At 37.0% G+C, this 23,935-nt stretch carries 31 protein-coding genes; 21 read left to right on the top strand and 10 right to left on the bottom strand.

The annotated features are described in order from the left end of the window. Positions 1-182: 182 nt before the first annotated feature. From C7H19_RS12175 to C7H19_RS12185, 3 genes are all read left to right on the top strand, one after another. Positions 183-785, top strand: a complete 603-nt coding sequence (locus C7H19_RS12175; RefSeq protein WP_106457156.1) for a DUF1517 domain-containing protein — start codon at positions 183-185, stop codon at positions 783-785. 34 nt (positions 786-819) lie between these two features. Beyond that, entirely contained in the window at positions 820-1,671 is an 852-nt protein-coding gene (locus C7H19_RS12180) for a hypothetical protein (protein WP_106457157.1), read from the top strand. Positions 1,672-1,798: 127 nt separating this feature from the next. Next, entirely contained in the window at positions 1,799-2,758 is a 960-nt protein-coding gene (locus tag C7H19_RS12185) for a protochlorophyllide reductase (protein WP_106457158.1), read from the top strand. A 53-nt stretch (positions 2,759-2,811) separates the two neighbouring features. Here C7H19_RS12185 and C7H19_RS27200 read toward each other — a convergent pair whose 3' ends face one another. The 7 genes from C7H19_RS27200 to C7H19_RS12215 are packed head-to-tail and all read right to left on the bottom strand — an operon-like array spanning position 2,812 to position 7,988. Then, a complete protein-coding gene (locus C7H19_RS27200) occupies positions 2,812-2,886 on the bottom strand; it encodes a hypothetical protein (protein WP_425428904.1) in 75 nt (24 codons plus the stop codon). A gap of 22 nt (positions 2,887-2,908) precedes the next feature. Next, positions 2,909-3,163, bottom strand: coding sequence for a type II toxin-antitoxin system PemK/MazF family toxin (locus tag C7H19_RS12190; RefSeq protein WP_281261724.1), 255 nt, complete (start codon positions 3,161-3,163; stop codon positions 2,909-2,911). Positions 3,164-3,199: 36 nt separating this feature from the next. Further along, on the bottom strand, positions 3,200-3,388 hold the full coding sequence (locus C7H19_RS12195) for a DUF2281 domain-containing protein (protein ID WP_245927486.1): 189 nt from the start codon (positions 3,386-3,388) through the stop codon (positions 3,200-3,202). A 55-nt stretch (positions 3,389-3,443) separates the two neighbouring features. Next, positions 3,444-4,211 carry a proteasome-type protease gene (locus C7H19_RS12200; protein WP_106457159.1) on the bottom strand — a complete coding sequence of 256 codons (768 nt, stop codon included), beginning with the start codon at positions 4,209-4,211 and terminating at the stop codon, positions 3,444-3,446. Between the two features lie 9 nt (positions 4,212-4,220). Beyond that, positions 4,221-6,062 carry a peptidoglycan D,D-transpeptidase FtsI family protein gene (locus C7H19_RS12205; protein WP_106457160.1) on the bottom strand — a complete coding sequence of 614 codons (1,842 nt, stop codon included), beginning with the start codon at positions 6,060-6,062 and terminating at the stop codon, positions 4,221-4,223. A 30-nt stretch (positions 6,063-6,092) separates the two neighbouring features. Further along, positions 6,093-6,566 carry a hypothetical protein gene (locus C7H19_RS12210; RefSeq protein ID WP_106457161.1) on the bottom strand — a complete coding sequence of 158 codons (474 nt, stop codon included), beginning with the start codon at positions 6,564-6,566 and terminating at the stop codon, positions 6,093-6,095. 54 nt (positions 6,567-6,620) lie between these two features. Further along, on the bottom strand, positions 6,621-7,988 hold the full coding sequence (locus C7H19_RS12215) for a GTP-binding protein (protein WP_106457162.1): 1,368 nt from the start codon (positions 7,986-7,988) through the stop codon (positions 6,621-6,623). 513 nt (positions 7,989-8,501) lie between these two features. Between C7H19_RS12215 and C7H19_RS12220 the strand changes: the two genes are divergently transcribed. Beyond that, on the top strand, positions 8,502-8,990 hold the full coding sequence (locus tag C7H19_RS12220; RefSeq protein ID WP_106457163.1) for a DM13 domain-containing protein: 489 nt from the start codon (positions 8,502-8,504) through the stop codon (positions 8,988-8,990). A gap of 336 nt (positions 8,991-9,326) precedes the next feature. Here C7H19_RS12220 and C7H19_RS12225 read toward each other — a convergent pair whose 3' ends face one another. Continuing rightward, on the bottom strand, positions 9,327-9,722 hold the full coding sequence (locus C7H19_RS12225) for a Uma2 family endonuclease (protein WP_106457164.1): 396 nt from the start codon (positions 9,720-9,722) through the stop codon (positions 9,327-9,329). A gap of 114 nt (positions 9,723-9,836) precedes the next feature. On the opposite strand from C7H19_RS12225, the gene C7H19_RS12230 reads away from it, so the two are divergent. The 6 genes from C7H19_RS12230 to C7H19_RS12255 all read left to right on the top strand — a co-directional run bounded on the left by C7H19_RS12230 (position 9,837) and on the right by C7H19_RS12255 (position 13,014). Further along, on the top strand, positions 9,837-10,514 hold the full coding sequence (locus tag C7H19_RS12230) for a response regulator transcription factor (protein ID WP_106457287.1): 678 nt from the start codon (positions 9,837-9,839) through the stop codon (positions 10,512-10,514). A gap of 56 nt (positions 10,515-10,570) precedes the next feature. Further along, a complete protein-coding gene (locus tag C7H19_RS12235; RefSeq protein ID WP_106457165.1) occupies positions 10,571-11,401 on the top strand; it encodes an ABC transporter permease in 831 nt (276 codons plus the stop codon). A gap of 38 nt (positions 11,402-11,439) precedes the next feature. Next, positions 11,440-12,009: a Uma2 family endonuclease gene (locus C7H19_RS12240; RefSeq protein ID WP_106457166.1), complete on the top strand. Its 570-nt coding sequence runs from the start codon at positions 11,440-11,442 to the stop codon at positions 12,007-12,009. A 69-nt stretch (positions 12,010-12,078) separates the two neighbouring features. Then, the gene (locus tag C7H19_RS12245; RefSeq protein ID WP_106457167.1) at positions 12,079-12,327 is read left to right on the top strand and encodes an apurinic/apyrimidinic endonuclease family protein; all 249 of its coding nucleotides are present in this window, start codon (positions 12,079-12,081) and stop codon (positions 12,325-12,327) included. 49 nt (positions 12,328-12,376) lie between these two features. Beyond that, positions 12,377-12,595 carry an AbrB/MazE/SpoVT family DNA-binding domain-containing protein gene (locus tag C7H19_RS12250; RefSeq protein WP_106457168.1) on the top strand — a complete coding sequence of 73 codons (219 nt, stop codon included), beginning with the start codon at positions 12,377-12,379 and terminating at the stop codon, positions 12,593-12,595. Then, complete coding sequence (locus tag C7H19_RS12255; RefSeq protein WP_106457169.1) at positions 12,595-13,014, top strand: type II toxin-antitoxin system VapC family toxin; 420 nt, start codon at positions 12,595-12,597, stop codon at positions 13,012-13,014. Before C7H19_RS12250 ends, C7H19_RS12255 begins: the two co-directional genes overlap by 1 nt. 47 nt (positions 13,015-13,061) lie before the next feature. On the opposite strand, the gene C7H19_RS12260 is transcribed toward C7H19_RS12255, so the two are convergent. After that, the gene (locus C7H19_RS12260) at positions 13,062-13,466 is read right to left on the bottom strand and encodes a type II toxin-antitoxin system VapC family toxin (protein ID WP_106457170.1); all 405 of its coding nucleotides are present in this window, start codon (positions 13,464-13,466) and stop codon (positions 13,062-13,064) included. Next, positions 13,467-13,598, bottom strand: a complete 132-nt coding sequence (locus C7H19_RS27035; RefSeq protein WP_281261725.1) for a hypothetical protein — start codon at positions 13,596-13,598, stop codon at positions 13,467-13,469. Between the two features lie 306 nt (positions 13,599-13,904). On the opposite strand from C7H19_RS27035, the gene C7H19_RS12270 reads away from it, so the two are divergent. From C7H19_RS12270 to C7H19_RS12320, 11 genes are all read left to right on the top strand, one after another. Beyond that, on the top strand, positions 13,905-14,168 hold the full coding sequence (locus C7H19_RS12270; protein WP_106457171.1) for a hypothetical protein: 264 nt from the start codon (positions 13,905-13,907) through the stop codon (positions 14,166-14,168). Between the two features lie 167 nt (positions 14,169-14,335). Beyond that, positions 14,336-14,572, top strand: a complete 237-nt coding sequence (locus tag C7H19_RS27100; RefSeq protein WP_342752282.1) for a type II toxin-antitoxin system VapC family toxin — start codon at positions 14,336-14,338, stop codon at positions 14,570-14,572. 148 nt (positions 14,573-14,720) lie between these two features. Then, positions 14,721-15,986, top strand: a complete 1,266-nt coding sequence (locus C7H19_RS12280) for an ABC transporter ATP-binding protein (protein WP_106457173.1) — start codon at positions 14,721-14,723, stop codon at positions 15,984-15,986. Beyond that, complete coding sequence (locus tag C7H19_RS12285; RefSeq protein WP_106457174.1) at positions 15,979-16,938, top strand: glycosyltransferase family 10 domain-containing protein; 960 nt, start codon at positions 15,979-15,981, stop codon at positions 16,936-16,938. The genes C7H19_RS12280 and C7H19_RS12285 overlap by 8 nt, the downstream gene beginning before the upstream one ends. A gap of 21 nt (positions 16,939-16,959) precedes the next feature. Continuing rightward, complete coding sequence (locus C7H19_RS12290; RefSeq protein WP_106457175.1) at positions 16,960-17,667, top strand: FkbM family methyltransferase; 708 nt, start codon at positions 16,960-16,962, stop codon at positions 17,665-17,667. After that, entirely contained in the window at positions 17,657-18,601 is a 945-nt protein-coding gene (locus tag C7H19_RS12295) for a GDP-L-fucose synthase family protein (RefSeq protein WP_106457176.1), read from the top strand. The genes C7H19_RS12290 and C7H19_RS12295 overlap by 11 nt, the downstream gene beginning before the upstream one ends. Further along, positions 18,598-19,875 (top strand): DegT/DnrJ/EryC1/StrS family aminotransferase, encoded by a 1,278-nt coding sequence (locus C7H19_RS12300; RefSeq protein WP_106457177.1) that lies wholly within the window; start codon positions 18,598-18,600, stop codon positions 19,873-19,875. The genes C7H19_RS12295 and C7H19_RS12300 overlap by 4 nt, the downstream gene beginning before the upstream one ends. A gap of 53 nt (positions 19,876-19,928) precedes the next feature. After that, positions 19,929-20,768: an alpha-1,2-fucosyltransferase gene (locus tag C7H19_RS12305; RefSeq protein WP_181280598.1), complete on the top strand. Its 840-nt coding sequence runs from the start codon at positions 19,929-19,931 to the stop codon at positions 20,766-20,768. Between the two features lie 29 nt (positions 20,769-20,797). Continuing rightward, positions 20,798-21,796: a glycosyltransferase gene (locus C7H19_RS12310; protein WP_106457179.1), complete on the top strand. Its 999-nt coding sequence runs from the start codon at positions 20,798-20,800 to the stop codon at positions 21,794-21,796. Between the two features lie 6 nt (positions 21,797-21,802). Continuing rightward, on the top strand, positions 21,803-23,146 hold the full coding sequence (locus C7H19_RS12315; protein ID WP_106457180.1) for a glycosyltransferase: 1,344 nt from the start codon (positions 21,803-21,805) through the stop codon (positions 23,144-23,146). 34 nt (positions 23,147-23,180) lie between these two features. Then, entirely contained in the window at positions 23,181-23,915 is a 735-nt protein-coding gene (locus tag C7H19_RS12320; RefSeq protein ID WP_106457181.1) for a glycosyltransferase, read from the top strand. Positions 23,916-23,935: the final 20 nt, after the last annotated feature.

Raw genomic sequence — 23,935 nt, forward strand, 5'->3', positions numbered from 1 at the left:
ATTAGAGTTACCATTTCTAACTCCTTCTCTCCATCAGTTGTTTTTTCTATTTTACTTCCTTATCTAACAAAAGAGGGTAAGATCTGTAATAACTTTCAGCCGAAACTTGCTAAAAACGATCTGTCTTCTGATGTCGGTTAATCTTGAAGAAGACAAAGGAATCTAACAAATTAGGATCAAGTATGTCACCATTAGGCGATCGCTTTAACCGAATGATTGGTAAAACCCGCTATGTCGTTTGTCGAATAATGATACATCTAGCGGGAGATGAAATCGCACCCTTATTAGGAGTACTCAACGAAAAAGCCAGAGAAGCTATGAACGCAGAAGGCGACTTAGAGGTATTAAGTGAGGGTTTAGTTGAAATTTGTCAAAATTTGCTTCAGATGAACCTCTACTGGTTTTCTGTAGCCAATGAGGGCGATGTTTTTTGGAATGAAGGGGAAGCGGGAAACTATGTTACAGAATTATTCACCGATTCGGCGCAACGCTATCTTAGTGAACCCAATTACGGTAAACCAGTAGGGGAAAACGAACCTTTTTCTATCCCCATTACTCACAATTTAGTTGTTATGATCACAATAGCGGCTACAGGTGAGAGTCCTGAATTAGAAACCAATTTAGGGGATCGAGAGGTACTCGAAGATGCAATAAAAGCGATTATTAATTTACACTATCAAGAAAGATTAGAAGCAATTCAGGTACATTTTTCGCCCGCACGATTTGGGGATGAATTAACAAATGATCAATTATTGCTTAACTTTCCTGAATTAATTCCCCTATAGCTTGAAACCATAGAAAAAATTGATTACATCCATTATGTTTCGTCAATTCACAGCACTTTTGATGGCACTAACTTTGTGTTTTACTACTGTTTCTTGCGGTAGTAATTCATCTAAGGTAACTCAATCCCAACAACCGACAACCAACAGTAGTCCTGCTGTTAATACACCAGCGCTCGCCAATGGACGTTATCCCGTTCAACAAGCGACCTACAATGATGCAGACGGAACCTATAGTCTGATGTTGCTCAATACTCCCCCGGGAACTCCCCCTCAACATCAAGTCACTAATTTACAGATGGCTCGTTTGACGGATGAACAAATTGCCCAAGGAGAACAAACTTACTTAGAGGTTAACGGTGATACACAAGTGATGTACCTCACCGAAGATTTTAAAATTGAGTACATTCACAACGTCACCGAAACGAGAGAAAACCCGCAAACTGGACAAACTGAAACCGTCGTTGTTCGTCAACAGTCTAATTTCTGGAGTCCCTTTGCAGGTGCTTTAGCTGGTCAAGCCATTGGTAGTCTATTATTTAGACCACAGTATTATGTTCCTCCCGCCTTTTCTCCAGGTGGTATGACAGGGTTTGGGGGTTATGGTAGTACCTATAATGGGGCTGTAGAACGCTACAGAACGACCTATAACGCGCCTCCTGCTGCTGTTAGAAACCGGGAGGTATTCCGGACCACAGGAGGTTTAAGAACCCCTTCAACAACGGTTAGACAGCCCTCACCTGCGACGGGAACCAGATCAACAGGTTCAGGCTATGGTACAAGTCGTCTGAAAACTGGCCCAAGTCCTTCAACCACTAAACCCCGTTCAGGTTTTGGTACAAGTTCTGGCGCTCGTCGTACACCGTCTCGCAGTTTTCGACGCAGATAGAAGCTTCGCTATCGTTTAAATCATTAATTTTTATTGGGGTTTGAGGTTTCAAGCCCTAATTTTTTTGAAGAGTGGCGATCGTCTTGTGAGATCATGATCATAAGACGATTAATGAAGTTTTAAGAAAATGGCATCCAATCAAAAAACAGTTGTAATCACGGGAACTTCTTCGGGAGTGGGTTTATATGCCGCAAAAGCTTTAGCCCAAAGAGGTTGGTTTGTGGTAATGGCTTGTCGAGATATCCCTAAAACCGAAGCAGCAGCGCAAGAAGTGGGCATCCCGAAAGATAGTTACACCATTATGCCAATTGATTTAGCCGATTTAGCCAGTGTTCGCAAGTTTGTCCAGAATTTTCGGGCATCTGGACGCTCTTTAGAAGCTTTAGTCGGTAATGCGGCGATTTATATGCCTTTACTCAAAGAACCTCTGCGGAGTCCCGAAGGCTACGAGTTAAGTATGGCGACGAATCATCTCGGTCATTTCCTTTTGTGTAACATGATGTTAGAGGATATGAAAAAATCGACTTATCCTGACCGTCGGATGATTATTTTAGGGACAGTAACTCATAATCCTGATGAATTAGGCGGAAAAATTCCTCCGCGTCCGGATTTAGGTAATTTAGAAGGTTTTGCTAAAGGTTTTAAAGCCCCAGTTACAATGGCTGATGGCAAAAAGTTTGAATCCGTCAAAGCTTACAAAGATAGTAAAGTCTGTAATGTGCTGACGATGCGCGAACTCCATCGCCGTTATCATGAATCTACAGGTATTACTTTTACCTCTCTGTATCCTGGATGCGTTGCTGATACACCTCTATTCCGTAACCATTACCCCTTATTCCAAAAACTTTTCCCTTTGTTCCAAAAGAATATTACTGGAGGATATGTCTCCCAAGAATTAGCAGGTGAAAGAGTAGCTGCTGTTGTTGCTGATCCTGAGTATAAACAATCTGGGGCTTATTGGAGTTGGGGAAATCGTCAGAAAAAAGGCGGTAAATCTTTTGTACAAACCGTCTCACCCCAAGCGCGTGATGATGAAAAAGCTGTTTTGGTGTGGGATTTGAGTAAAAAGCTCGTTGGTTTAGCTTAAGTTAAAGAATAGATTCCCCCTACTGATTTAATATGGGGGAATTTTTTGATAAATTAACGAGAAATCCCTAAAATAATCGACAAAGCTTCCTCTATTCTTGCTAGATAATTTAGCTCTAAATGCCCCAAAATCCTGATAATTCTAGATTTATCAACGACTCGAATTTGTTCGCACGGGCATCACGGAATCTTGAAATAATCCACCAACACCAGCAGGAATAAAAACATGAGAGGGTAAAAGAGTTTGTCTAATTTTTGAAGTTAAAGGAATAATAATCGTATGAGGGCTAACCAAATTAGCTCGATCAATCTGTATAATAACAACAGGTCGTTGTCCTGCTTGTTCAGTTCCTTTCACTGGATTAAGATCACATAAAACGACATCTCCTCTTCTAAGGACTACCACTGAATTTCCCCATTAGCTAAACGGTTTTCGTAATCCTCATTCATTCGATAGATAATCGGAAAAATCCGTTTCAGCCATGTCTAGTGATTGAGTTAATGATTGCTTCTGCTCTTGCTTGTTCTGATTGTGTTGTATGATCAGAAAATCAATAAAATCATTGACTTCTATAACCAGAGATTCTGGCAGTTGTTGAATTTTGGCGATCGCTTCTTCATAAATAGACATTTGTCTTGTATTAAAATCCAGTTTCTTTCAACTCTAATCTAAATTTGACTGGTTTTCAATCAATCAAAATATCGACTTGTGAATCATCATCTTTATACTTCCATTCGATATTCGGCATCGCTTCAAAAGCTTGTTGTACATAATCTTCCCACAGTTTACGCATTTTGGCTAAATAAGGATCTCCTAAGCGTAATTCTAGGGTGTGACGAATAGTATAACTATCCTTTTCATACATTACTAAATTAATCGGTGGTCCCACTGAAATATTAGATTTCATCGTCGAATCAATGGAAAGTAAAGCACATTTTGCCATTGCTTCTAACGGGGTATCATAAGTAATAGTGCGATCTAAAATAGGTTTACCGTATTTAGTTTCGCCAATTTGCATAAAGGGTGTTTCTTGAGTCGCTTTAATAAAATTTCCTGGGGTATAAATAAGATAAAGCTGGGGTTCTTCTCCTTTAACTTGTCCCCCCAATAAGAAATTACAATGAAAATCTACATTGTCTTTTTCTAACCAAGTTCGATCGCGGTCTTGAATTTGTCGGCTTTTACTGCCAACATAATAAGCAATATCATATAAACTAGATAAAGTGTAGAGATTTTCACTTTCATGATTTTGGATATCTCGATTAATTTGAGTAATCACCCCTTGAGTAATCGATAAATTGCCTGATGTACAAATCATAATGGCTCGTTCACCAGGGAGCGAAAATTTAAACATCTTTTTGTAAGCAGAAATATAATCAACTCCAGCATTGGTTCTTGAGTCAGATCCCATGACAATACCAAAACGGTTGAGAATACCTAAACAATATGTCATAACAATAATTTACTGTTGAATTCTTTCTTTTACACCTTCACGGGGTTTAACTTGAAACGGCGGAATCCCTTGAATTGAGATTAACGCTTCCATGACAGATTTGACAATCGGTGCGGCCACCGTTGAACCGAAGGTATTTGCTCCTTTGGGTTCATCAACTACCGCTAGAATAACATAACGGGGAGATTCTACCGGCAAAATCGCTACAAAACTGGTAATCTTCGCATTCGCTAAATAACCACCTCTAGGGCTGGCTTTTTGGGCGGTTCCGGTTTTTCCAGCAATGCGATATTTATCGATTTTAGCCACTTCACCCGTACCATCCGATACCACTGTTTCCATCATTTCAATGACTTTTTGCGTGGTTTGTGGGGTAAAAATAGTTTGTTTAGTATGAGTCGGTTGCCAGTGGATTTGCCCATATTCATCTACTAAACCGCGTACAATATGAGGCGTGACTAACTTACCTCCATTGGCTAAGGCGGCGTGTAACTGAACAAGTTTGATGGGGGTCAATGAGAATCCTTGTCCAAATGATGCTGTAGCGGCTTCTATGGCTTGTCGCGTGAATTCTTCTTCTGTTTTGAGGTGTCCAGAAACTTCGCCTGGAAGGTCGATTCCTACGCCTTGGTCAAGTCCTAAAGCGGCTAATCGTTGATAGTAAACTTTGCGGTTGAGACGTTGCATGATTTGAACCATCGCTACATTACTCGAAGTTTGCAGCACACCCGCAATATCTAGTTTACCGTTGGCTTTCTGAGTCGCGTTTTTAATCGGCCAGCGATCAACTGTTATTAATCCTGTATCATTAATAATCGTAGTCGGTGTAATCACTCCTTCTTCAATTGCGATCGCCACATTCAGGGGTTTAAAGGTTGAACCCGGTTCATACAAATCAGAAACCGTCCAGTTTTTAAACAAACTCACATTAGATTTGTAATACTCATTAGGATTGTAAGAAGGTTCCGAGACGAGAGATAATAATGAACCATCTTTCGCATCCATTACTAACACTGCACCCCGTTTAGCTTTAAATTTTTGAAGTTGTCTTTTTAAAGCTGCCCTCGCTGCACGTTGTAAGCGAGTATCTAGGGTTAATTGTAGTTGTAATTCATCAAAATTAAAGACTTCTTTCGGCAAAAAGGCGGGTAAAATCACACCTTCACCATTTCTGCGGGTAGAAAAACTATATAAATCCCGTTCTAATAGTTTACGTTGACTCAGTTCAAGTCCGGCTTGTCCTTGACGCTCTTGATCAACATAACCCAAAACATCAGCAGCAAGATCATTTTGCGGATAAAAACGGGCATAATTTTCGAGTAAATCTACTCCATCTAATTTTAGGGCTTTGATCTTACTGGTGTCTGATTCATCTAAATTTTTAGCTAAACGAATACCAGTTTCTTGTCGTGAAAATTGCTCGACTAATTTTTGTGGGTTAACTTTTAGTAGAGGGGCTAACTTCTGGGCAACTTCTTCGTTAGACTGTTGAAAATATTTCGGGTGAACGTAGAGACTATGAATAAGTTGATCGGTTGCTAATATATTACCCTGACGATCAATAATACTGCGTCGAGGAATATAAGGACGAAGACTAACGGTTTGTTGCTGTCGTGCTTTTGAGTGTAAGGACGTAAATTGAACAATTTGTAACTGATACAATCTCCATCCTAAACCAAACATTCCCGCAAGTAAAAAAGCCCAAACCATAATAAGTCGAAAAATTGATGACTGACTGGGTTTAGCTTTAAAATGAGTTGCTTTGGTGCGTGAGTTGGGTTTTTGAGGCCGTTTTTTGTTTACTCGACCTTTCGATGAATGGGAAATTAATTTACGGCTTGTATCAGTCATTCGTCATTAGTCCTAAGTCCTTTTAAGCCATCAATAAGCGTTCGTAATAGGTGTCGTTGGCTTCGCATCACTATTAGATGAAATCTGATTTTTGGGTTTATTGGGGTGACGCGGGTTGTCTTCTGACGTTGGGGTTAGAAAAATTGATTGAGTGGGACTAGGATTAGATAAACCCGTTTCAGGCTTTTCCGCTTGTTGGGCGAGTTGATTTTTTAAGGATTCGTTTGTTGCTACTATATGACGTTCGTAACGCTGTAATGTTTCCAGTTTTTTATACTCACTTGTCCAAAGTTTCGGAAAATACACAGTCCAAGCATACATCCCCAAGGTTGTAGCCACCAAGCAAAAGGTAATAAATGAAAAGCCTTTTTGAATAAATAACAAGAATTGTAATTTAGAGGACAATTGTTCTTTTTTTACTGGCAATTTTTTCAGATTGTTTTCAAAACGAGGTGATTTAGTAATTTTCTTTTGCGGTTTAGCAATCAGTGGTGAAACGGACATAGCATTTGTAAAATAAGTAAATTACAGATATTTTAGGCTAAAATTTCGTAATATTCAAAAATTAGGTAATTCTTGTCGTAAACGATGAATCACCGTCGCCGAGTCAACTTGACTCAAAATCTCTTGGATCAGAGTACTTGGCCCCATTGATCCCCAGCTACAACCGTTTTCTAAGTAAGCTTGGGCAGCTTTCCCGATATTATAAGTTCCATAGCCAGCGATCGCAGCTTGGGTAGCAGCAGTCGTTGTATACAAAGTGAGGGCGGCAGGACTTTCAAAAATACTGGAAATTGCCGCAGCACTTTTACCAAAACCAACGAGAATATTACTGACGATCTCGCCTAAAATTAGTGTACCCGAACTGAGCAAAATCGTTCGCCAAAGTTGTCCAGCTTCATGACTGGTCATCGGTAAGCCATATAATCGGGCTAAGGCACGAATTAAAGCTAGATCCGCAACAAATCCCCCAACAACATCGAGAAAAGCGATCGGATTAACACCCACTGCGATCGCTTTATATTTAGCATATTGCCAAATGAGGGTTTCTGCTTCAGTTGAACGTAATTCTAAAGTTTTACGAGCAATGTTTTCTTCCGCTTCTTTGGCTTGAAATAAGGCATTGAGGGCAATTAGCGATCGACCTTCATTATTTAGTATGCTTAGTATTTTTTCTTGAAGTTCGTCGATTTGTGGGGGGACGTTTTCCCACTCTTCGGTAATTCTACCGTCGGGCCATTCGACTCGTATGGGGATCGGTTGAGGTTCAGCAGCAACCATGACGATTTCATCAGTAGGTAACACTTCTTGTAACGTATTTTGGGGTGTTCCGGTTCCCAGTTTTTGTAATTGTCTTCTAATTTCTTGGCGATCGGTTTCAGGATATAGATCAATCTTATTAAATACTAAAATAATCGGCTTACCGCTTTTTCTCAGTTCACATAACGCCAGATATTCGGTTCGAGTAATATCACCTGCAACGATGAATAAAATTAGATCCGCTTGTCGGGCAACATCTCGCGCCATTGTCTCCCGTACTTGTCCATTGATTTCGTCTAGTCCAGGAGTATCGATTAATTCTACTTGGATTTTACCGCTTGGGGGTGTCCAACGGACCGATCGGGGCCACTGAGTAACACCATTTATGGGACCAGTTTCTAAGACTTTTTGACCAACTAAAGCATTGACAACGGCTGATTTTCCGCGACTAACTAACCCAAATGTGGCTAAACGGATCACTTTTTGATCTAGTTTATCGAGGGCAGACTTTAAGGATTGTAAATCGTTTTTGACCGCCGCTTGTAATTCAACATTCGGAGGATAATTCCAATGACGACGAAAACTAGCATACCAAGATAGGGCTTGCTGCAAACAGGCTTTTGCTTGATTGTAGTGGGTTTCTTGAGGGGATATAGTCTGCGTCACAGTTCGTCTCTAGCTCTTAATTTAAGTGATCCATTTCTTATTTTAGGCATAACGACGCTTGTCTTCCTATTGTTAAGAGTGACGCATTTCCGTACTCAACAAGTGCAAAATACCGTCATTTTTTATGCACAAAATTGCTAATCTGTCAAGCGTATATTTCATGAAATTTTCTTTTTTCGATAATCCTAGCTAGGGATTGACACTATGAGTAAAAATTGTCATAGTATATAACAACGCTTCAGGCACTAATCTAAGCAAAAAGCTTTTATAGTACAAAAGTTTCATAAAATATTCTTCCTGTGGTAGGGAAGTGGAATCAAAAAGGACGCAATGAGTAATACTGATTGTGTCCTTGTTACTTTATCTAAAAAAATAAGAAAGCATAACTGAGAGGTTTTACAGCCTTTCTTTCAGGATTTCTTAAATATTTCTCAGTGAGAACTCAGATTAGAGGATGAGAATGAAAACTAGAAAACGCAGACACTCCTATCTAAAAAGTCTTCTGAGGTTACAATGAAACTCAATTCTTTAATTCTTCTTGGTACATCTTCCCTATTAGTTTCGACAATAGCTTTATCGGTGGACGCGCTCAATAATCCCAAAACTGAGCAATCTTCTAATCCTCCCGTCACTCTAATAGCTCAAAATCAAACCGTTGCTTTAATGTCAGGAAATTTCATGAAAGCAGAAGCACCCACCACAGGAAAAGCGACTATTATTACTGAAGGTGGACACAAATATTTAGTCTTAGATTCTGCTTTTAGTACCAGTAATCAAGGGCCTGATTTACACGTACTCCTTGATCCCGATGCTAAACCCCCTCAAACTTATCAAAATATGGGTCGTCCCCTCAATTTAGGTAAGCTACATAGTGTGACAGGAACTCAACGCTATCCTATTCCTGATTCTATTAATGCTGCTCAATATAAATCTGTTGTAATCTGGTGTCGGATGGCGAATGCAACTTTCGGTTATGCACCCCTGCAAACCGTGCGTAAATAATCGAAAAAATGTGCTTTATCTTTTTCCCACTTTTAGACACTCAAAAACTTGACTTGCTGTGAGTGTTAGATCAATTTTTTCAATAACTCTTAGGTGGCGATCGCCTCTAATAACATCAGGTTCTTGGTGAGGAGCAAAAATTAAAATCGAGTAATCATCTGGATCGATAAGCCATCCTAGCGGCGAAACTATGGTATAATTATTAAGTACCGCACTCCCGTGCGGAAACTTACGCCCACGGAAGACACTCGTGTTTGTGGTGGCTACTCAAAAAGTAGTTCATCGAGTGTGAATCAGTTCGGTTGCGAATTGAGTCTGGGAAGCCTTTGACTTTAGTCATAGGTGCTTCACACAGTGTATGAGATTATCGATCACGCGAGTTGCTTTCTGATCGGGCGACAGAATCTCAATCGCCCAGTCAGGTGCCTCCATAAAATGATCTTCGGGTTCTCCATTTTCTTTAATCAAAATTCGATTCCAAGCAATCACGGCCACATCTGGTACAATTGATCGCCCTGCAAAAGTACATCTTAATTCAGGTAAAGCAGTGTAGTCATTGCTATGTTGATCAACTTCTATCAATAAACATTTTTGTAAAATAGAATGTCTAGTTTTGGGCATAGGTTTTTGTACAGCAATCCCTTCTACATATTCCCATGCTGGAGAGTCTTCTAAGTATGGCATTTTAAAGAATTGTTCAAGAGTAAGACTCTGAATTGGTGAAACAGTCATTGTTGGGATAAAAAGCTGATCTTTATTATCTCAGTATAATCATTTACCAAGTAGACAACTATGATTAAAACAGGGTTTCTGCCAACTTTTGTAGAAAACTTGGAGGGTTCTGCGATGACGACAGCACACATCCTATTAGTCGAAGATGAAGTAAAACTCGCTCGTTTTGTTGAATTGGAATTAAGCAGCGAAGGTTATCAAGTCAGTGTCGCTAATGATGGAATGACGGGGTTGACACTGGTTCGAGAAACGTCTTTCGATTTACTGATTTTAGATTGGATGTTACCTGGGTTATCAGGACCCGAATTATGTCGTCGTCTGCGGGCAACAGGAAACCAAGTTCCAGTAATATTATTAACAGCAAGAGATGAAATTGGCGATCGTGTTACGGGTTTAGATGCGGGTGCCGATGATTATGTGGTTAAGCCTTTTAGTATAGAAGAACTACTCGCTCGAATTCGCGCCCACCTTCGACGTACTAAAGAAATAGATACAGATGTATTGCAATTTGAAGATTTACGATTAAACCGTTTAACACGAGAAGTCAAAAGAGGCGATCGCGCTATTGAATTAACTGCCAAAGAATTCGATTTACTCGATTATCTCATGACACATCCGCGACAAGTTTGCACCCGCGATCGGATTTTAGAACGAGTTTGGGGTTATGATTTTTTGGGCGATTCTAATATCATTGAAGTCTACGTGCGTTATTTGCGCCTTAAACTCGAAGAGAATCAGGACAAACGCTTAATTCATACTGTGCGTAGTGTGGGCTATGTCTTGAAAGAGTGATTTTACAGCAAACGGATGGGTACTCTTAGATTGTCAATCGATTTTCGACAATTGAGATGAAACAAGAACAACCACTAACAATTATTCAAGCAGATCAAGGCTGGCTACCGCTTAATATCGATGAAATTTGGGCTTATCGGGATTTATTGTACTTATTGGTGTGGCGCGATATCCGTAGTCGTTATCGACAGATGGCTTTAGGCCCCCTTTGGATTGTACTACAACCTTTGATGACGATCGCTATTTTTAGTGTTGTATTTGGTGGTTTTGCGAAGATTCCCTCTGATGGTATTCCTTATCCGATTTTTGCCTATGCTGCTTTGTTACCTTGGCAATTATTCGCCACCGCTACAGTTAAAGCATCAGATAGTCTGGTTAATAATGTTCATCTCATCTCAAAAGTTTATTTTCCTAGAATTATTGTCCCAATTGCAGCAGTTTTAGTCAGTTTAGCTGATTTTGCTGCTTCTTTTGGTGTTTTGCTATTAATGATGCTGTTTTACCGTATTTATCCAACTTTTGCTGTAATTACCTTGCCATTGTATATCCTGTTAGCGATGGGTACTGCTTGGGGAGTGGGTTTATGGTTAGCGTCTTTGTCAGTGAAATTTCGAGATGTGGCGATCGCTGTTACCTATTTAGTACAAATTTGGTTCTATGCAACGGCGGTTATTTATCCCACTAGCATCGTACCTGAGAAATGGCGGAATTTGTTTTTACTCAATCCCATGACACAAGTTGTTGAAGGGTTTCGCTGGGCATTATTAGGTAATGGACAACCACCTAATATTATTTCACTTTTAGCCGTTATTTTAGTAATAGTATTGTTAATTTCTGGTGCTTTTTATTTTCGACAAACTGAAGGTAGTATCGTCGATGAGATTTAGAATTGTTATATCCCCAATTGTTTCTAAATTTCTCTATTATGATTACGCTAAACCTAGAAAGTATTATCCATTTAAGTCCCGAACAATTTAAAAAACTTGCGTTTGCTAATCCTGATGCTGTCTTAGAACTCACTGAACAAGGAGAATTAGTAGTTATGTCACCAACTGGCGGTGGAAGTGGTATTCGCAATAATAAACTTACTGTGAGAGTAGGAATTTGGACAGAACAAGATGGAACAGGTGTAGCTTTTGATTCTTCGACAATGTTTCAACTTCCAAGCGGTGCATTTCGTTCACCTGATGCGGCATGGATTAGTTTAGAAAGATGGAATACTCTAACCGAAGAACAAAAGGAAACTTTTCCCCCCATTTGTCCAGATTTTGTGGTTGAAATACGTTCAAAAAGTGACCGCCTTAAAAATTTACAAGATAAAATGCAAGAATATATTAATAATGGGATTCGTCTAGGGTGGTTGATTGATCCACTTACGAAACAAGTTGAAATTTATCGCCAAGGACAACCTAAAGAAGTTCTTTATAATCCAACACATTTAGATGGTGAAAACGTTTTATCAAATTTTGTTTTATATCTCGATGGAATTATTTAGATTAATTTAGTTTAAAAGTTAGTCAAAGAGAAGCCTAAAAATTAAAGTAACTGTAAATAGAAGATTATTATGAAAAATGTATCCGAAGACTTGCTTCAAGAAAATTTATTGAGTTTTTTAGATTCAATTCAAGATGAACCGATTGCCATTGTTCAAAGTGATCAAAAAATTGCAGTTATTTTATCTATACAAGAATACGAAAGATTAATAAATTTTAATAAAGCTGACTTTCAACAGTTTTGTGATCAAGTTGGGCAACAAGCAGAAGCTAAAGGCTTAACAGAAGAAAAACTACAAGAAATTTTAAATAAATTATGAGCAAAAATGAGTAAAATAGAAATATATTTAGAGATTTGTGTTGATCTTTATGAAAGTTAAAGTAACTGAACAAGGCGTGATCATTCCAAAAGAATTACTTTTAGGTGTTAAGGAAGTCGAGATTAGTCAAAACAATGATGTAATTTTAGTCAAAAAAATCATTCAAGATGAGCCAGATCCAATTTTTGGCTTAGGTACTAATCCCGTTAGTTGTGGTATAGCTGATGCTTCAGAAAATCATGACTATTATCTTTCTGATTCAAACTAATGAACCGACTTTTTTTAGATACTAGCTATGTTATTGCTTTAGAAACAGACGATGATCAGTCTCATAATTTAGCCACAACACATTGGCAAAAGTTAATTGAATCGCCTTTCCAATTGATAACTACATCTTATGTTTTTACTGAAATAGTGAATTTTTTTAATAGTCGTTATCGCCATGCTAAAGCGGTAGAGGTTGGTCAACGTCTTTTAACGAGTCAAAAGGTAGAGTTAATTCAAGTAGATATAATTCTATTTGAGCAAGCATGGCAATTATTTCAAAAATACAATGATAAGTCTTATTCTATGACAGATTGTGTTTCTTTTGTGGTGATGCAACAGACAAGTTTAAATTATGCTTTAACCTTTGATAAACATTTTTCACAAGCTGGTTTTACTCAACTTCCTAAAACTATTAGATGAAAATATTGAGATAATATAACAAATTAGTTTTAAACTGTTTGCTGTATCTAATTTTGTCGCCAATTTTCAATCTCTAGGCCTGATATGCGATTAAATTCATTAATATTTGAAGTAATAAGTTTGAGATGATGTTTTTTAGCTGTTGCAGCAATCAGTAAATCGTAAGAGCTTATTGGATTTCCCTGCGTTTTTAAAATACTACGAATTAATGCAGCTTCTTCCGCTTCTTTTTCAGCAAATGGAATTATCGTAACTGAAATTAGAAAATCTTCAATAACTTGACGGATTTTGGCGACACGTTGGGGGTTTATAGCCATTCCGTAGCGAATTTCCATTAAAGTTAGCACAGAAATTGAGACTAGAGAGGGAGAAACGCTTTTAAGATGAGAAAGTGTATTCGGTTCACCTTTAACAAAGTCACTAACCGTACACGTATCGAGAAGATAAACCATCTAGAAAATGTCCTCATCAGTTGGTTGATTTAATTCATCTCGATAAGACTCAAAGGGAACAATTTCGCTATCTCCTTTGAATTCTTGAATAGAATTAGGCCACTGAGAAAAGGTATATTGTGATAAACACATCAGAAGTGCGTACGCGTATGAGTGTGTTACGTTTTTTTCCTGTTAACTGACAGACCGTTTCTAGTCTTTGACCCAATTCGTCATCTATATATACGTTGAAATTCATAGATTGCTGATGAATTTTTATAACATATTATAACAGGTTAGCTTAAGTTAGATTTACAGTACGACGTGCGATCGCATACGAATTTTCACTGACTCGATATTCTTCTCTTTAAACAAAATGGCTTAAACTGTATTAGGTCAATGCACTTCACTGTCTAAAATATAGAATAAAGATAGTTTCAACTTATTGAGCAAACACCCATGATTTCTCAAACGCCTTTAGAAGCTTCTTCAGTCCCGACTACTGATACCCTAATTGAAAAAGTTCATCAGCTTTCACCGACTCAACAACAAGAAGCACTAACATTTATTGAATTTTTATTACATAGAGATCAGCCTCGTCAAACCATTTGGGATAAAATTGAAGAACGTATTGCAAAGCTACCAGAAGACGCGATCGCAGAACTACCATCAGACTCCTCAGAAAATTTAGATCATTACTTATATGGAGTTTCTAAAGAGTGAAATCAGTTTTTGTGGATACATTGTATTGGGTAGCTCTAACTAATTCTAATGATCAATGGCATGAGAGAGCTAAAAGTATTCAAGCAAGCTTAGTATCCTGTAATTTGATTACTACGGAAGCTGTTTTGATAGAGTATCTTAACTACTTTTCGTTATACAACTCATTCATGCGTCAGACAGTTGTAGGAATTACTAATGATATTTTAGAAGATTCTAAAATTGAGGTGGTACCAATTACCCATGACCTTTTTTTGTCAAGTTTAACGCTTTACGAACATCGTCCCGACAAAGGTTACAGCATGGTTGACTGTATTTCCATGATAGTCATGAGAAATAGAAACTTATCTGAAGTATTAACCCACGATAAACACTTCACTCAAGAGGGTTTTAGTATTCTTCTTTAGCTAAATAGGGGTAAAAGCGATCGCAAAAATATCCGCCTCAGTAAATTTTCGCTCTTTGTGTTATTTCTCTATTTAATCTGGGAACTATATGAGTAACAGGGGTTAAGAATCGCTTCTGCAAACTCATTAGCTTTCAAGAGAGGGAGGAATGTCAGATACCGTTATCAGTGTAGAAAACTTAAGTAAGCGTTACTTTATTGGCGCGAAAGAGGAGTTACCCAAAACCACAGGGGAAGCCATTCGTAATATTGTTAGCGCACCATTTAAGTATTTACACAGTAAAGTCAGAGAACCCAACCCAGAGGAAACATTCTGGGCGTTGAAAGATGTATCTTTTGAGGTTAAACAGGGGGAGGTAGTTGGTTTAATTGGGCGTAACGGTGCAGGAAAAAGTACATTACTCAAGATTTTGTCACGAATTACTAAACCTTCTAGCGGTTGCGTAAAAATACGGGGGAGAGTTGGCAGTTTATTAGAAGTTGGTACGGGTTTTCATCCAGAGTTGACAGGTAGAGAAAATATCTATCTCAACGGTACAATTCTAGGGATGACTAAACGGGAAATTGATAAAAAGTTTGATGAGATAGTCGATTTTGCGGAGGTTGAAAAGTTTCTCGATACACCTGTTAAACGTTATTCATCAGGGATGTATGTACGATTAGCCTTTGCCGTAGCTGCACATATGGAAACAGAGATTTTAGTAGTTGATGAAGTATTAGCTGTAGGAGATATACAATTTCAAAAAAAGTGTTTGGGGAAAATGGGCGATGTTGCGACAAAAGAGGGAAAAACAGTTTTATTTGTCAGTCATAATATGACCGCTATAGAAAATCTATGTCAAGTGTGTATTTTCTTACACAATGGAAAGACTGTAGGTAAGCAAAGTATTGAAAGTGCTATTTCTAAATATCATCTTCAACATCAATCTTCTTATAATCTTCAATTTCCAGTTTGTAAAGATGAAGTAATTATTCATGACTTCAAAGTTTTACAAAATGGTTATATTGTAAATGAATGCGATGGAGGAAAACCTATAGACATAGAAATTGATTTTGAGCTTACACAGAATTTAACAGTGTTTAGAATAGGTATATTTTTAAAAACAATTTTAGGTAATATAATTTTTCGTGCCTTAATTGCTGATTGGAATGAGAAAGTAGAAACTTTAAACAAAGGTAGATATAAATGTCAAGGAAAAATTCCTCAAAAATTTTTTGTAACAGGCGATTATATTTTAGAATTACATTCGAGTAGATATGGTATAAAAGATTACTGTTTTGAGGAACTAATTAATACTCATTTAGCAATTAAAGCTCCTATAAACTTCAATCCGTGCCATCTTGGAGAACGGAGCTTCGGATTAGTTTTGGCTAATTGTCAATGGTTATTGCAAAAGGTAGAAATTGATGATTAATGTAAAATTAACATTTCCATTCCCTGACTGGCCGATTTTACGACAAACGCCCAATGGCTCTGGAACTTGGGAAAATTATCAATTTTTTGTAAATCAAGAGATTGAAGAATGTGATTATTGGGTCGTTTTTGATCAATTATTACAAAAAGAACAAACTAAATGTTCTCCTGAAAACATAATTTTTATTACTGGAGAGCCACCAACTATCAAAACCTACAACAATAATTTTCTCAAACAATTCGCCACAATTATAACTTGTCAAAGAAATATTACTCATCCTCATGTTATTTATTCCCAACAAGGCCATCCTTGGTTTGTAGGAAAAACATATGATGAACTTCAATCTAATTTGTCGATCCAAAAAACAAAACTACTCTCGATTATAACCTCTGATAAATTATTTACCGATGGACATAAGAAGCGTTATGAATTTGCTATGAAACTTAAAGATTATTTTGGAGACGCAATTGACCTTTATGGAAGAGGAATTAAAGATTTTAATGATAAGTGGGAAGTATTAGCTCCTTATAAATATTCGATAGCGATTGAAAATTTAGTTCTTGAAGACTGGCTGACAGAAAAATTACCTGATTGCTTTTTAGCAGAAACATTTCCATTTTATTATGGATGTCCAAATGTTGGTAGTTATTTTCAATCTAACTCTTTTCAATTAATAGATATTAATGATTTCAAAAGTAGTATAAAGTTAATTGAAGAAAAAATTTTTAATTCTTCTCATTATTCATCTTGCCAACACTCACTAATAGACTCAAAAAATAGATATTTAGCAAACTATAGTTTTTTTGCTTTAATCGCTAATACAATTAATAAACTTTCTAAAAGTAAAATTTCAAAATCACCTAGACAAATTCAAATAAATTCAGAAGATGTATATTTGAATAATTTTAAAAATAAAATAAAAGATAAATTAAAGTTTTTGATTAAAACATAAAAATTAGTAAGCATAAAAAATATGAAAATTTTATTAAGAAAAATTATAGATATAATTTGCAATAAATTAATATTGCTAAGGCATAAAATTTATCTCTATCCTCAAGAAAAAAGAGTTGTGTCTTGGTTTGAAATCGAAGGAGATAAAACACTACGTTTAAATTATAACCTTAATAAAAACTCTGTGGTTTTCGATTTAGGAGGATATGAAGGACAATGGTCGAGTGACATCTTCTCAAAATATTGCTGTTATATTTATATTTTTGAGCCAGTTCAAGAATACGCCAACAAAATCACAACTCGATTTAAAGATAATTCCAAAATATGTGTTTATAATTTTGGATTATCCAATCAAACAGAAACTTGTAAAATATCGCTTTCGCAAGATAGTTCCTCCACTTTTAAAAATGGAGTAAATGTTCAAACAGTTCAAATGATTAAAGCTCAAGATTTTTTTGAAGACAAAAATATTCAATTAGTCGATTTAGTAAAAATTAATATTGAAGGTGGTGAATATGATCTTATAGAACATTTAATTATTACAGGCTGTATTAAATACCTGAAAAATCTTCAAATTCAGTTTCATGATTTTGTACCTAATGCTGAAGAGAGAATGAATGATATTCAAGCTCAACTTTCAAAAACACATGAATTGATTTGGCAGTATCCTTTTGTTTGGGAAAATTGGCAACTAAAACAAGATCAAGGCACTAGCGGATATGAATACTAATAGTATAATTTTAATCACTGGTTCTACGGGAATGGTCGGCTCGGCACTTACTAAAATTTTAGATCAAAAATCATTTGATAACTTATTACTACCTAGTCGGAAAGAACTTGATTTAACTGACCAAAATCAAGTTAATGAATACTTTGATAAACATCGACCAGAATATGTATTGATGATTGCTGCTCAAGTAGGTGGTATTGCTGCAAATAAATCTGATCCAGTTGGTTTTCTGAGTAGTAACGCTCGAATACAACTCAATTTATTTGAGGCTTGTCATAAGTACGGTACTCATAAAAATTTATTTTTGGGAAGTTCCTGTATTTATCCCCGTGAATGTCCGCAACCGATGAAAGAGGAATATTTACTTACAGGACTTCTAGAACCCACTAATGAAGGTTATGCGTTAGCAAAAATTATGGGTTTAAAACTAGCTCAGTATTACTATCAACAATACGGGATGCTAACAGTCTGCCCCATGCCTTGCAATATTTATGGAACAAACGATCATTTTGACCTTGAAAAATCTCATGTTCTTTCAGCTTTGGTTCGGCGATTTGTTGATGCAAAAGATGAATGTTTACCGTCCGTAACTTTGTGGGGAACTGGAATAGCTAAACGAGAATTTATTCATGTAGATGATGTAGCGCAAGCAATCATCTTTTTAATGGAGACTTTCGATAGTCCAGATCTCGTCAATTTGGGAACAGGTACAGACATCTCAATTTACGATTTAGCTTATTTAATTTCTCAAGAAGTTGGCTATCGAGGTGAAATTCACTGGGACGCTACGAAACCAGATGGAATGCTTCGTAAATGCCTAGACACTAGCCGACTAAACGAACTAGGTTTTTATCCGAAAATTACTCTTGAAGAAGGGATAAAAAAAACGATTTTAGAATATCAACAACTAAAAAAGGAAGGTAAGGTAAGATGAGTAGCTTAAATAATGAAAGTACCCGAAAACTGGAAGGTGTTATCGAACTCCTTTTAGAGTCCTCTAGCCGAATTAATGAAGCAAAACCACGCCGTTACTGGTATCCTCTAAGTTTAGCAACTTACGGTGTGGATGAAATTATCGAGGCGATCGATTCAATGTGTAGTTTTCGGACGACTATGTGGGAAAAAACCCTACTTTTTGAACGTCGCTTCGCCGCTTATCAAAACTGTGCTGACTGTGTGATGGTCAATAGCGGTTCTTCAGCCGATTTACTGCTCACATTTCTCCTAACTAATCCTTGTAATCCCCTTTTACAGCCTGGTGATGAAATTCTTGTGCCTATCGTCACGTGGCCAACACAGATTTGGTCAGCTATGATGGCGGGGTTGAAAGTTCGTTTTGTTGATGTCAGTCCAGAGACACTCAATATTGACGTTGACGATCTCGCGGCTAAGATTTCTCCCAAAACTAAAGCGATATTCCTCGTTCACTTGATGGGTAATCCCTGCCCGATGGATCGAATCTTAGAAATCGCCACAGCCCACAATTTATTAATCATTGAAGACTGTTGTGAGGCATTGGGAGCAGAATGGGACGGTATTAAAGTCGGTAACTTCGGCATAGGAGGTAGTTTCTCTTTTTTCTTCTCTCACCACATGACGACGATGGAAGGAGGAATGATTGCTTGTCCAAACGCGCTTACCGCCGATCACCTGAAAATACTGAGAGCGCATGGTTGGTTACGAAATGTGGATTTAGCACAACACGAAATAGCTGGCTACGATATCGATCCTCGTTATGCCTTTGTTAACTGGGGTTTTAATGTTCGCCCGACTGATCTTCAAGCTGGCTTCGGACTTCATCAGTTACAAAAACTCCCAATATTTAATCAAAGGAGAGAAGAATTAGCAAATCGATTTTTTAAGTTTATTGACGGGGAATTATTTCTCCAACGACCTCTCGTCAGCCCACGAGCGCGACCCTCTTGGTTTTCCTTACCTCTTTTGATCACATCCGACGCGCCTTTCTCTCGAAAAGAGATCACTATCTATCTCGAAAATCAGGGAGTAGAAACCCGTCCGATCGTTGCAGGAAATATCGCCCGTCATCCAGTCGGTAAATTATTCGATGCTTTTGAGCAAGATACTTATCTTGGCGCGGACGCGATACATGAAAGAGGTTTCTATTTAGGACTATCACCTTTTCATAGTGATGAAGATTTGAATAAGTTAATGGATTGTTTACAGCAGTTTCTAAGCAAGTATAAATAGGGCTAGTAAAACTAATGATTATTGTTTCTCTGACGGGGGGTTTAGGAAACCAGATGTTTCAATATGCTACGGCTAGAAGACTAGCGGAGAAACATTCTACTATTCTCAAGCTTGATGTCACTGGTTTTGAAAGTTACAAACTCCATCGCTATAGTTTGCACTGTTTTAATATTTGGGAATATTTAGCTACTCAAGTGGAAATCGAGGAGTATCTACATAACAGACCAAGCTATTTATCTACAATATTAGAACTAGTCAGAATCAGCCCCAAGAAAAAAAGCTCTAACACAGTTTACAAAGAAACAGCTTTTAATTTTGATTCCGTAATTCTTGAAGCTTCTAATAATAGCTATTTACAGGGATACTGGCAATCAGATAAATATTTTGAGGATATAGAAGATGTTTTAAGACGTGAGTTTACATTTAAGTATCCTCAAGATCATAAAAATCGGGAAATTAGTCAGTTAATTCAAGATACTGTTTCAGTCTCCTTACATATTCGACGAACAGATTATGTAACCAATCCGTCAGCATACGCGGTTCATGGGGTATGTGATTTAGATTATTATGAGCGTTGTATTAATTATATTGCAGAGAAAATTAATAATCCTTATTTTTTTATTTTCTCTGACGATCCTGATTGGGCAAAAGAAAACATAAAAATTAATTTCCCTACAATTATAATCGCTCACAATAATGCTTCTAAAAATTATGAAGATTTAAGATTAATGAGTCAGTGCCAACATAATATCATAGCGAACAGTACTTTTAGCTGGTGGGGGGCATGGCTAAATGATAATCCCGATAAAATTGTCTGCACTCCTCGGCAGTGGTTCAACGATAGTTATAGAGATACAACAGATTTAATTCCTGATACATGGCTTACGCTTTAAGTCATTAATTACTTAATTATATTTATTTGATGATGAACCCAGAAATTACTATTTTAATGTCTGTGTATAATGAGGAGGAATACCTTCAAAAAGCAATAAATAGTATTTTAAATCAAACTTTTACAAATTTTGAATTTATTATTATTGATGACGGCTCAATTGATGATTCGCTAAAGGATATTCGTTCATTTTCTGATACAAGGATTAAGGTAATCTCTAATAAAAAAAATTTAGGTTTAGCCGATTCTTTAAATAAAGGGATTACTCTAGCAACAGGTAAATATATTGCTCGTATGGATGCTGATGATATTGCTCACAGCAATCGTTTAGCTATACAATTTAATTTTTTAGAAAAACATCCAGAAGTAGGAATTCTTGGAAGCTTTTGCCAGTTGTTTGATGATAAATCAGATAAAATAGGAGTTTTTCTTGTTCCTATTTTTGATTTAGCCATTCGCTGGACTAGCCTTTTAAACTGTCCTTTCGCTCATCCTTCTGTCATGATGAGACGGCATTTACTTATTGAACATAACTTAAGGTATGATGGACAATTTAAAGCTACAGAAGATTATAATTTGTGGACTGAATTACTAAAATACACTAAAAGCTTCAATCTTAATTACCCATTAGTTCGTTATAGACTGCGAAATGGGATTACTAATAGTAAACGTCAACAACAGTTAAAAGAACATGACTTTATTGCTCATCGAACTATCCGCACAACACTTCCAGATTTTTCAATCACTCCTGAACAAGTAACCCTAATGAGGTCGTTACTGATCACCGAGAATTTTTTTGACGAAACGGGAATCTTAAAAGTAGATAAACTTAAAGAAGCGATCGCCATCTACTTATCTATGCTCTCCGCTTTTCTTAACACCTACGCCACTCATCCCGAAAAAAATCGCTTAAAACGTCAAGAAATCCACAAAATCACCCGATTATTATTGAGACTTTCTAAACGATCTGGATTTAATAATGTACTCGCCCCCCACCTCCAACAGTTAACTCAACTATTGTGGAGATAAAATCTTATGAAAATTCTACAAGTTAGCACAGAGGATATTGGAGGAGGTGCAGAGAAAATTGCTTGGACTCTGCACGAAGGCTATCGAGCGAGAGAACGAACAGCATGGTTAGCCGTAGGACGAAAAAAATCTGATCGCTTAGACATACTACCCATCCCTAACCGCGAACATCGCCATTTATGGACACGATTCTGCTACGCAATAGCTGATTCTCTATATCCTGTTACTGAAAAACATCGCGCAATTGCCAAAGTACACGGCCTTATCAAAGGCATTGGCCAACCTGCTACATGGTTCACACGACAACGGGGTCAAGAGAATTTTGATTTTCCTGCTACCGATCAACTTCTCGATCTTCCACCAGAAAAACCCGATATCGTTCATTGTCATAATTTACATGGAGAGTATTTTGATTTGCGGGTTTTATCGTGGCTTTCTCGTCAAGTCCCCCTCTTCTTAACCCTTCATGATGCTTGGTTACTGAGTGGACATTGCGCCCATTCTTTTGAGTGCGATCGCTGGAAAATTGGCTGTGGACAATGCCCTGATCTACAGATTGCTCCCGCTATCAAACGCGACGCGACTGCCTACAACTGGCAGAGGAAACGAGAGATTTATCGTCAAAGCCAGTTATATGTTGCCACACCCTCACAATGGCTAATGGATAAAGTACAACAGTCCATCTTAGTAGAGGGTATTATCGAAAGTAGAGTCATTCCAAACGGTATAGATTTAGATATCTTTCATCCCACAGAAAAAAACCGTGTCCGTAGTGAATTAGGCTTACCCATAGACTCAAAAATTATTCTTTTTACCGCCAACGGTATTCGTCAAAATCCCTGGAAAGATTATCAAACAATGCAGACAGCAATAGAGATAGTTGCTAAACAAATGCCAGACCAAGCAATTATTTTTCTCGCGCTAGGAGAGAATAGTCCACCCGAAAATATCGGTTCAGCACAAATTCAATTTGTACCTTATCAAAAAGATCCCTCTGTAATCGCAAAATACTATCAATCAGTCGATCTATACATTCATGCTGCAAAAGCGGAAACTTTTGGATTAGTCATAACTGAAGCTTTCGCTTGTGGTACTCCTGTAGTAGCAACAAAAGTAGGAGGTATTCCAGAACAGATTGAGGAAGGAAAAAACGGTTTTCTTGTTCCAGTAGGAGATGCTATTACAATGGCGAACTCGATACGAAGAATACTAGAAAACTCTGATTTACAGCAATCCATGAGCCAAGAAGCATCATTCAAAGCACGACAAAACTATGGCTTACAAAGAATGATTGACGAGTATTTACAATGGTATCAAAATATGTTGCAATCAAAAAATTACCTTTTTTAATAAAGAATATTTTAACACATTTAGATATTTCACTATGCTATTAACCATAATTACTATTACGAAAAACGATTTTGAAGGACTAGAAAAAACACTAAAAAGTACCCAAAATCTTAGAGAAGAATATTCAGTGGAACACTTGATTATAGATAGTAGTGAGAGTTCAATTCAAACAAAAATTAAACTTTTTTCTGAACAAGTTAATACTAAATACTTCTTTCAAAAACCTCAAGGAATCTCAGCCGCTTTTAATTATGGTTTATCAAAAGCAGAAGGACGTTGGGTATGGTTTTTGAACAGTGGAGATAAATTACATTCAGACCTAAATATAGATCTTTTTATACAAATTTTACAAAACTCTCTAGCCAAAGTTATTATTTTTGATATTGAATATGAAAAAAATAAATTCTCTCAACGTCCATCATTACCTTATTTGTGGCCACCAGTTTTTAATTGGATTTCTCATCCTGGAACAATAATAAATAAAAATTTACTTCAGCAAGTTAAAGGTTTTGACGAAGATTTCAAAATTGCTATGGATGGAGAATTATGGCTTCGCCTGTTGAGTCAAGATATCCGTACAGATTTAGTTTCTATCGTCATTACTGATTTTCAAGAAGGAGGATTATCCAGTAACTTATCTAATACTGCATTAGAAGTGAAAAAAATTATCGCAACTCATAAATTCTTACTTTTGAAACATTGGCTACTCAATGGCTTGATGATCATTAAAGCTTGGATAGCGTACACTAAAATTAGTAAGCGAAGCTAACCAACTAATATTATAATTAA

The organism is Aphanothece hegewaldii CCALA 016 (genome assembly GCF_003007785.1).
Taxonomy (GTDB): Bacteria; Cyanobacteriota; Cyanobacteriia; order Cyanobacteriales; family Microcystaceae; genus Chroococcus; species Chroococcus hegewaldii.

What these genes read in the sequence shown, in the direction of transcription:
- C7H19_RS12220 (WP_106457163.1), top strand. Translation starts at nt 8,502, where the DNA reads ATGAAACTCAATTCTTTAATTCTTCTTGGTACATCTTCCCTATTAGTT.
- C7H19_RS12270 (WP_106457171.1), top strand. Translation starts at nt 13,905, where the DNA reads ATGATTTCTCAAACGCCTTTAGAAGCTTCTTCAGTCCCGACTACTGAT.
- C7H19_RS12250 (WP_106457168.1), top strand. Translation starts at nt 12,377, where the DNA reads ATGAAAGTTAAAGTAACTGAACAAGGCGTGATCATTCCAAAAGAATTA.
- C7H19_RS12290 (WP_106457175.1), top strand. Translation starts at nt 16,960, where the DNA reads ATGAAAATTTTATTAAGAAAAATTATAGATATAATTTGCAATAAATTA.
- C7H19_RS12205 (WP_106457160.1), bottom strand. Translation starts at nt 6,062, where the DNA reads ATGACTGATACAAGCCGTAAATTAATTTCCCATTCATCGAAAGGTCGA.
- C7H19_RS12185 (WP_106457158.1), top strand. Translation starts at nt 1,799, where the DNA reads ATGGCATCCAATCAAAAAACAGTTGTAATCACGGGAACTTCTTCGGGA.
- C7H19_RS12300 (WP_106457177.1), top strand. Translation starts at nt 18,598, where the DNA reads ATGAGTAGCTTAAATAATGAAAGTACCCGAAAACTGGAAGGTGTTATC.
- C7H19_RS12305 (WP_181280598.1), top strand. Translation starts at nt 19,929, where the DNA reads ATGTTTCAATATGCTACGGCTAGAAGACTAGCGGAGAAACATTCTACT.
- C7H19_RS12320 (WP_106457181.1), top strand. Translation starts at nt 23,181, where the DNA reads ATGCTATTAACCATAATTACTATTACGAAAAACGATTTTGAAGGACTA.
- C7H19_RS12285 (WP_106457174.1), top strand. Translation starts at nt 15,979, where the DNA reads ATGATTAATGTAAAATTAACATTTCCATTCCCTGACTGGCCGATTTTA.
- C7H19_RS12195 (WP_245927486.1), bottom strand. Translation starts at nt 3,388, where the DNA reads ATGTCTATTTATGAAGAAGCGATCGCCAAAATTCAACAACTGCCAGAA.
- C7H19_RS12225 (WP_106457164.1), bottom strand. Translation starts at nt 9,722, where the DNA reads ATGACTGTTTCACCAATTCAGAGTCTTACTCTTGAACAATTCTTTAAA.
- C7H19_RS12235 (WP_106457165.1), top strand. Translation starts at nt 10,571, where the DNA reads ATGAAACAAGAACAACCACTAACAATTATTCAAGCAGATCAAGGCTGG.
- C7H19_RS12240 (WP_106457166.1), top strand. Translation starts at nt 11,440, where the DNA reads ATGATTACGCTAAACCTAGAAAGTATTATCCATTTAAGTCCCGAACAA.
- C7H19_RS12255 (WP_106457169.1), top strand. Translation starts at nt 12,595, where the DNA reads ATGAACCGACTTTTTTTAGATACTAGCTATGTTATTGCTTTAGAAACA.
- C7H19_RS12180 (WP_106457157.1), top strand. Translation starts at nt 820, where the DNA reads ATGTTTCGTCAATTCACAGCACTTTTGATGGCACTAACTTTGTGTTTT.
- C7H19_RS12310 (WP_106457179.1), top strand. Translation starts at nt 20,798, where the DNA reads ATGATGAACCCAGAAATTACTATTTTAATGTCTGTGTATAATGAGGAG.
- C7H19_RS12280 (WP_106457173.1), top strand. Translation starts at nt 14,721, where the DNA reads ATGTCAGATACCGTTATCAGTGTAGAAAACTTAAGTAAGCGTTACTTT.
- C7H19_RS27035 (WP_281261725.1), bottom strand. Translation starts at nt 13,598, where the DNA reads ATGTGTTTATCACAATATACCTTTTCTCAGTGGCCTAATTCTATTCAA.
- C7H19_RS12315 (WP_106457180.1), top strand. Translation starts at nt 21,803, where the DNA reads ATGAAAATTCTACAAGTTAGCACAGAGGATATTGGAGGAGGTGCAGAG.
- C7H19_RS27100 (WP_342752282.1), top strand. Translation starts at nt 14,336, where the DNA reads ATGCGTCAGACAGTTGTAGGAATTACTAATGATATTTTAGAAGATTCT.
- C7H19_RS12175 (WP_106457156.1), top strand. Translation starts at nt 183, where the DNA reads ATGTCACCATTAGGCGATCGCTTTAACCGAATGATTGGTAAAACCCGC.
- C7H19_RS12245 (WP_106457167.1), top strand. Translation starts at nt 12,079, where the DNA reads ATGAAAAATGTATCCGAAGACTTGCTTCAAGAAAATTTATTGAGTTTT.
- C7H19_RS12210 (WP_106457161.1), bottom strand. Translation starts at nt 6,566, where the DNA reads ATGTCCGTTTCACCACTGATTGCTAAACCGCAAAAGAAAATTACTAAA.
- C7H19_RS12260 (WP_106457170.1), bottom strand. Translation starts at nt 13,466, where the DNA reads ATGGTTTATCTTCTCGATACGTGTACGGTTAGTGACTTTGTTAAAGGT.
- C7H19_RS12230 (WP_106457287.1), top strand. Translation starts at nt 9,837, where the DNA reads ATGACGACAGCACACATCCTATTAGTCGAAGATGAAGTAAAACTCGCT.
- C7H19_RS12295 (WP_106457176.1), top strand. Translation starts at nt 17,657, where the DNA reads ATGAATACTAATAGTATAATTTTAATCACTGGTTCTACGGGAATGGTC.
- C7H19_RS12200 (WP_106457159.1), bottom strand. Translation starts at nt 4,211, where the DNA reads ATGACATATTGTTTAGGTATTCTCAACCGTTTTGGTATTGTCATGGGA.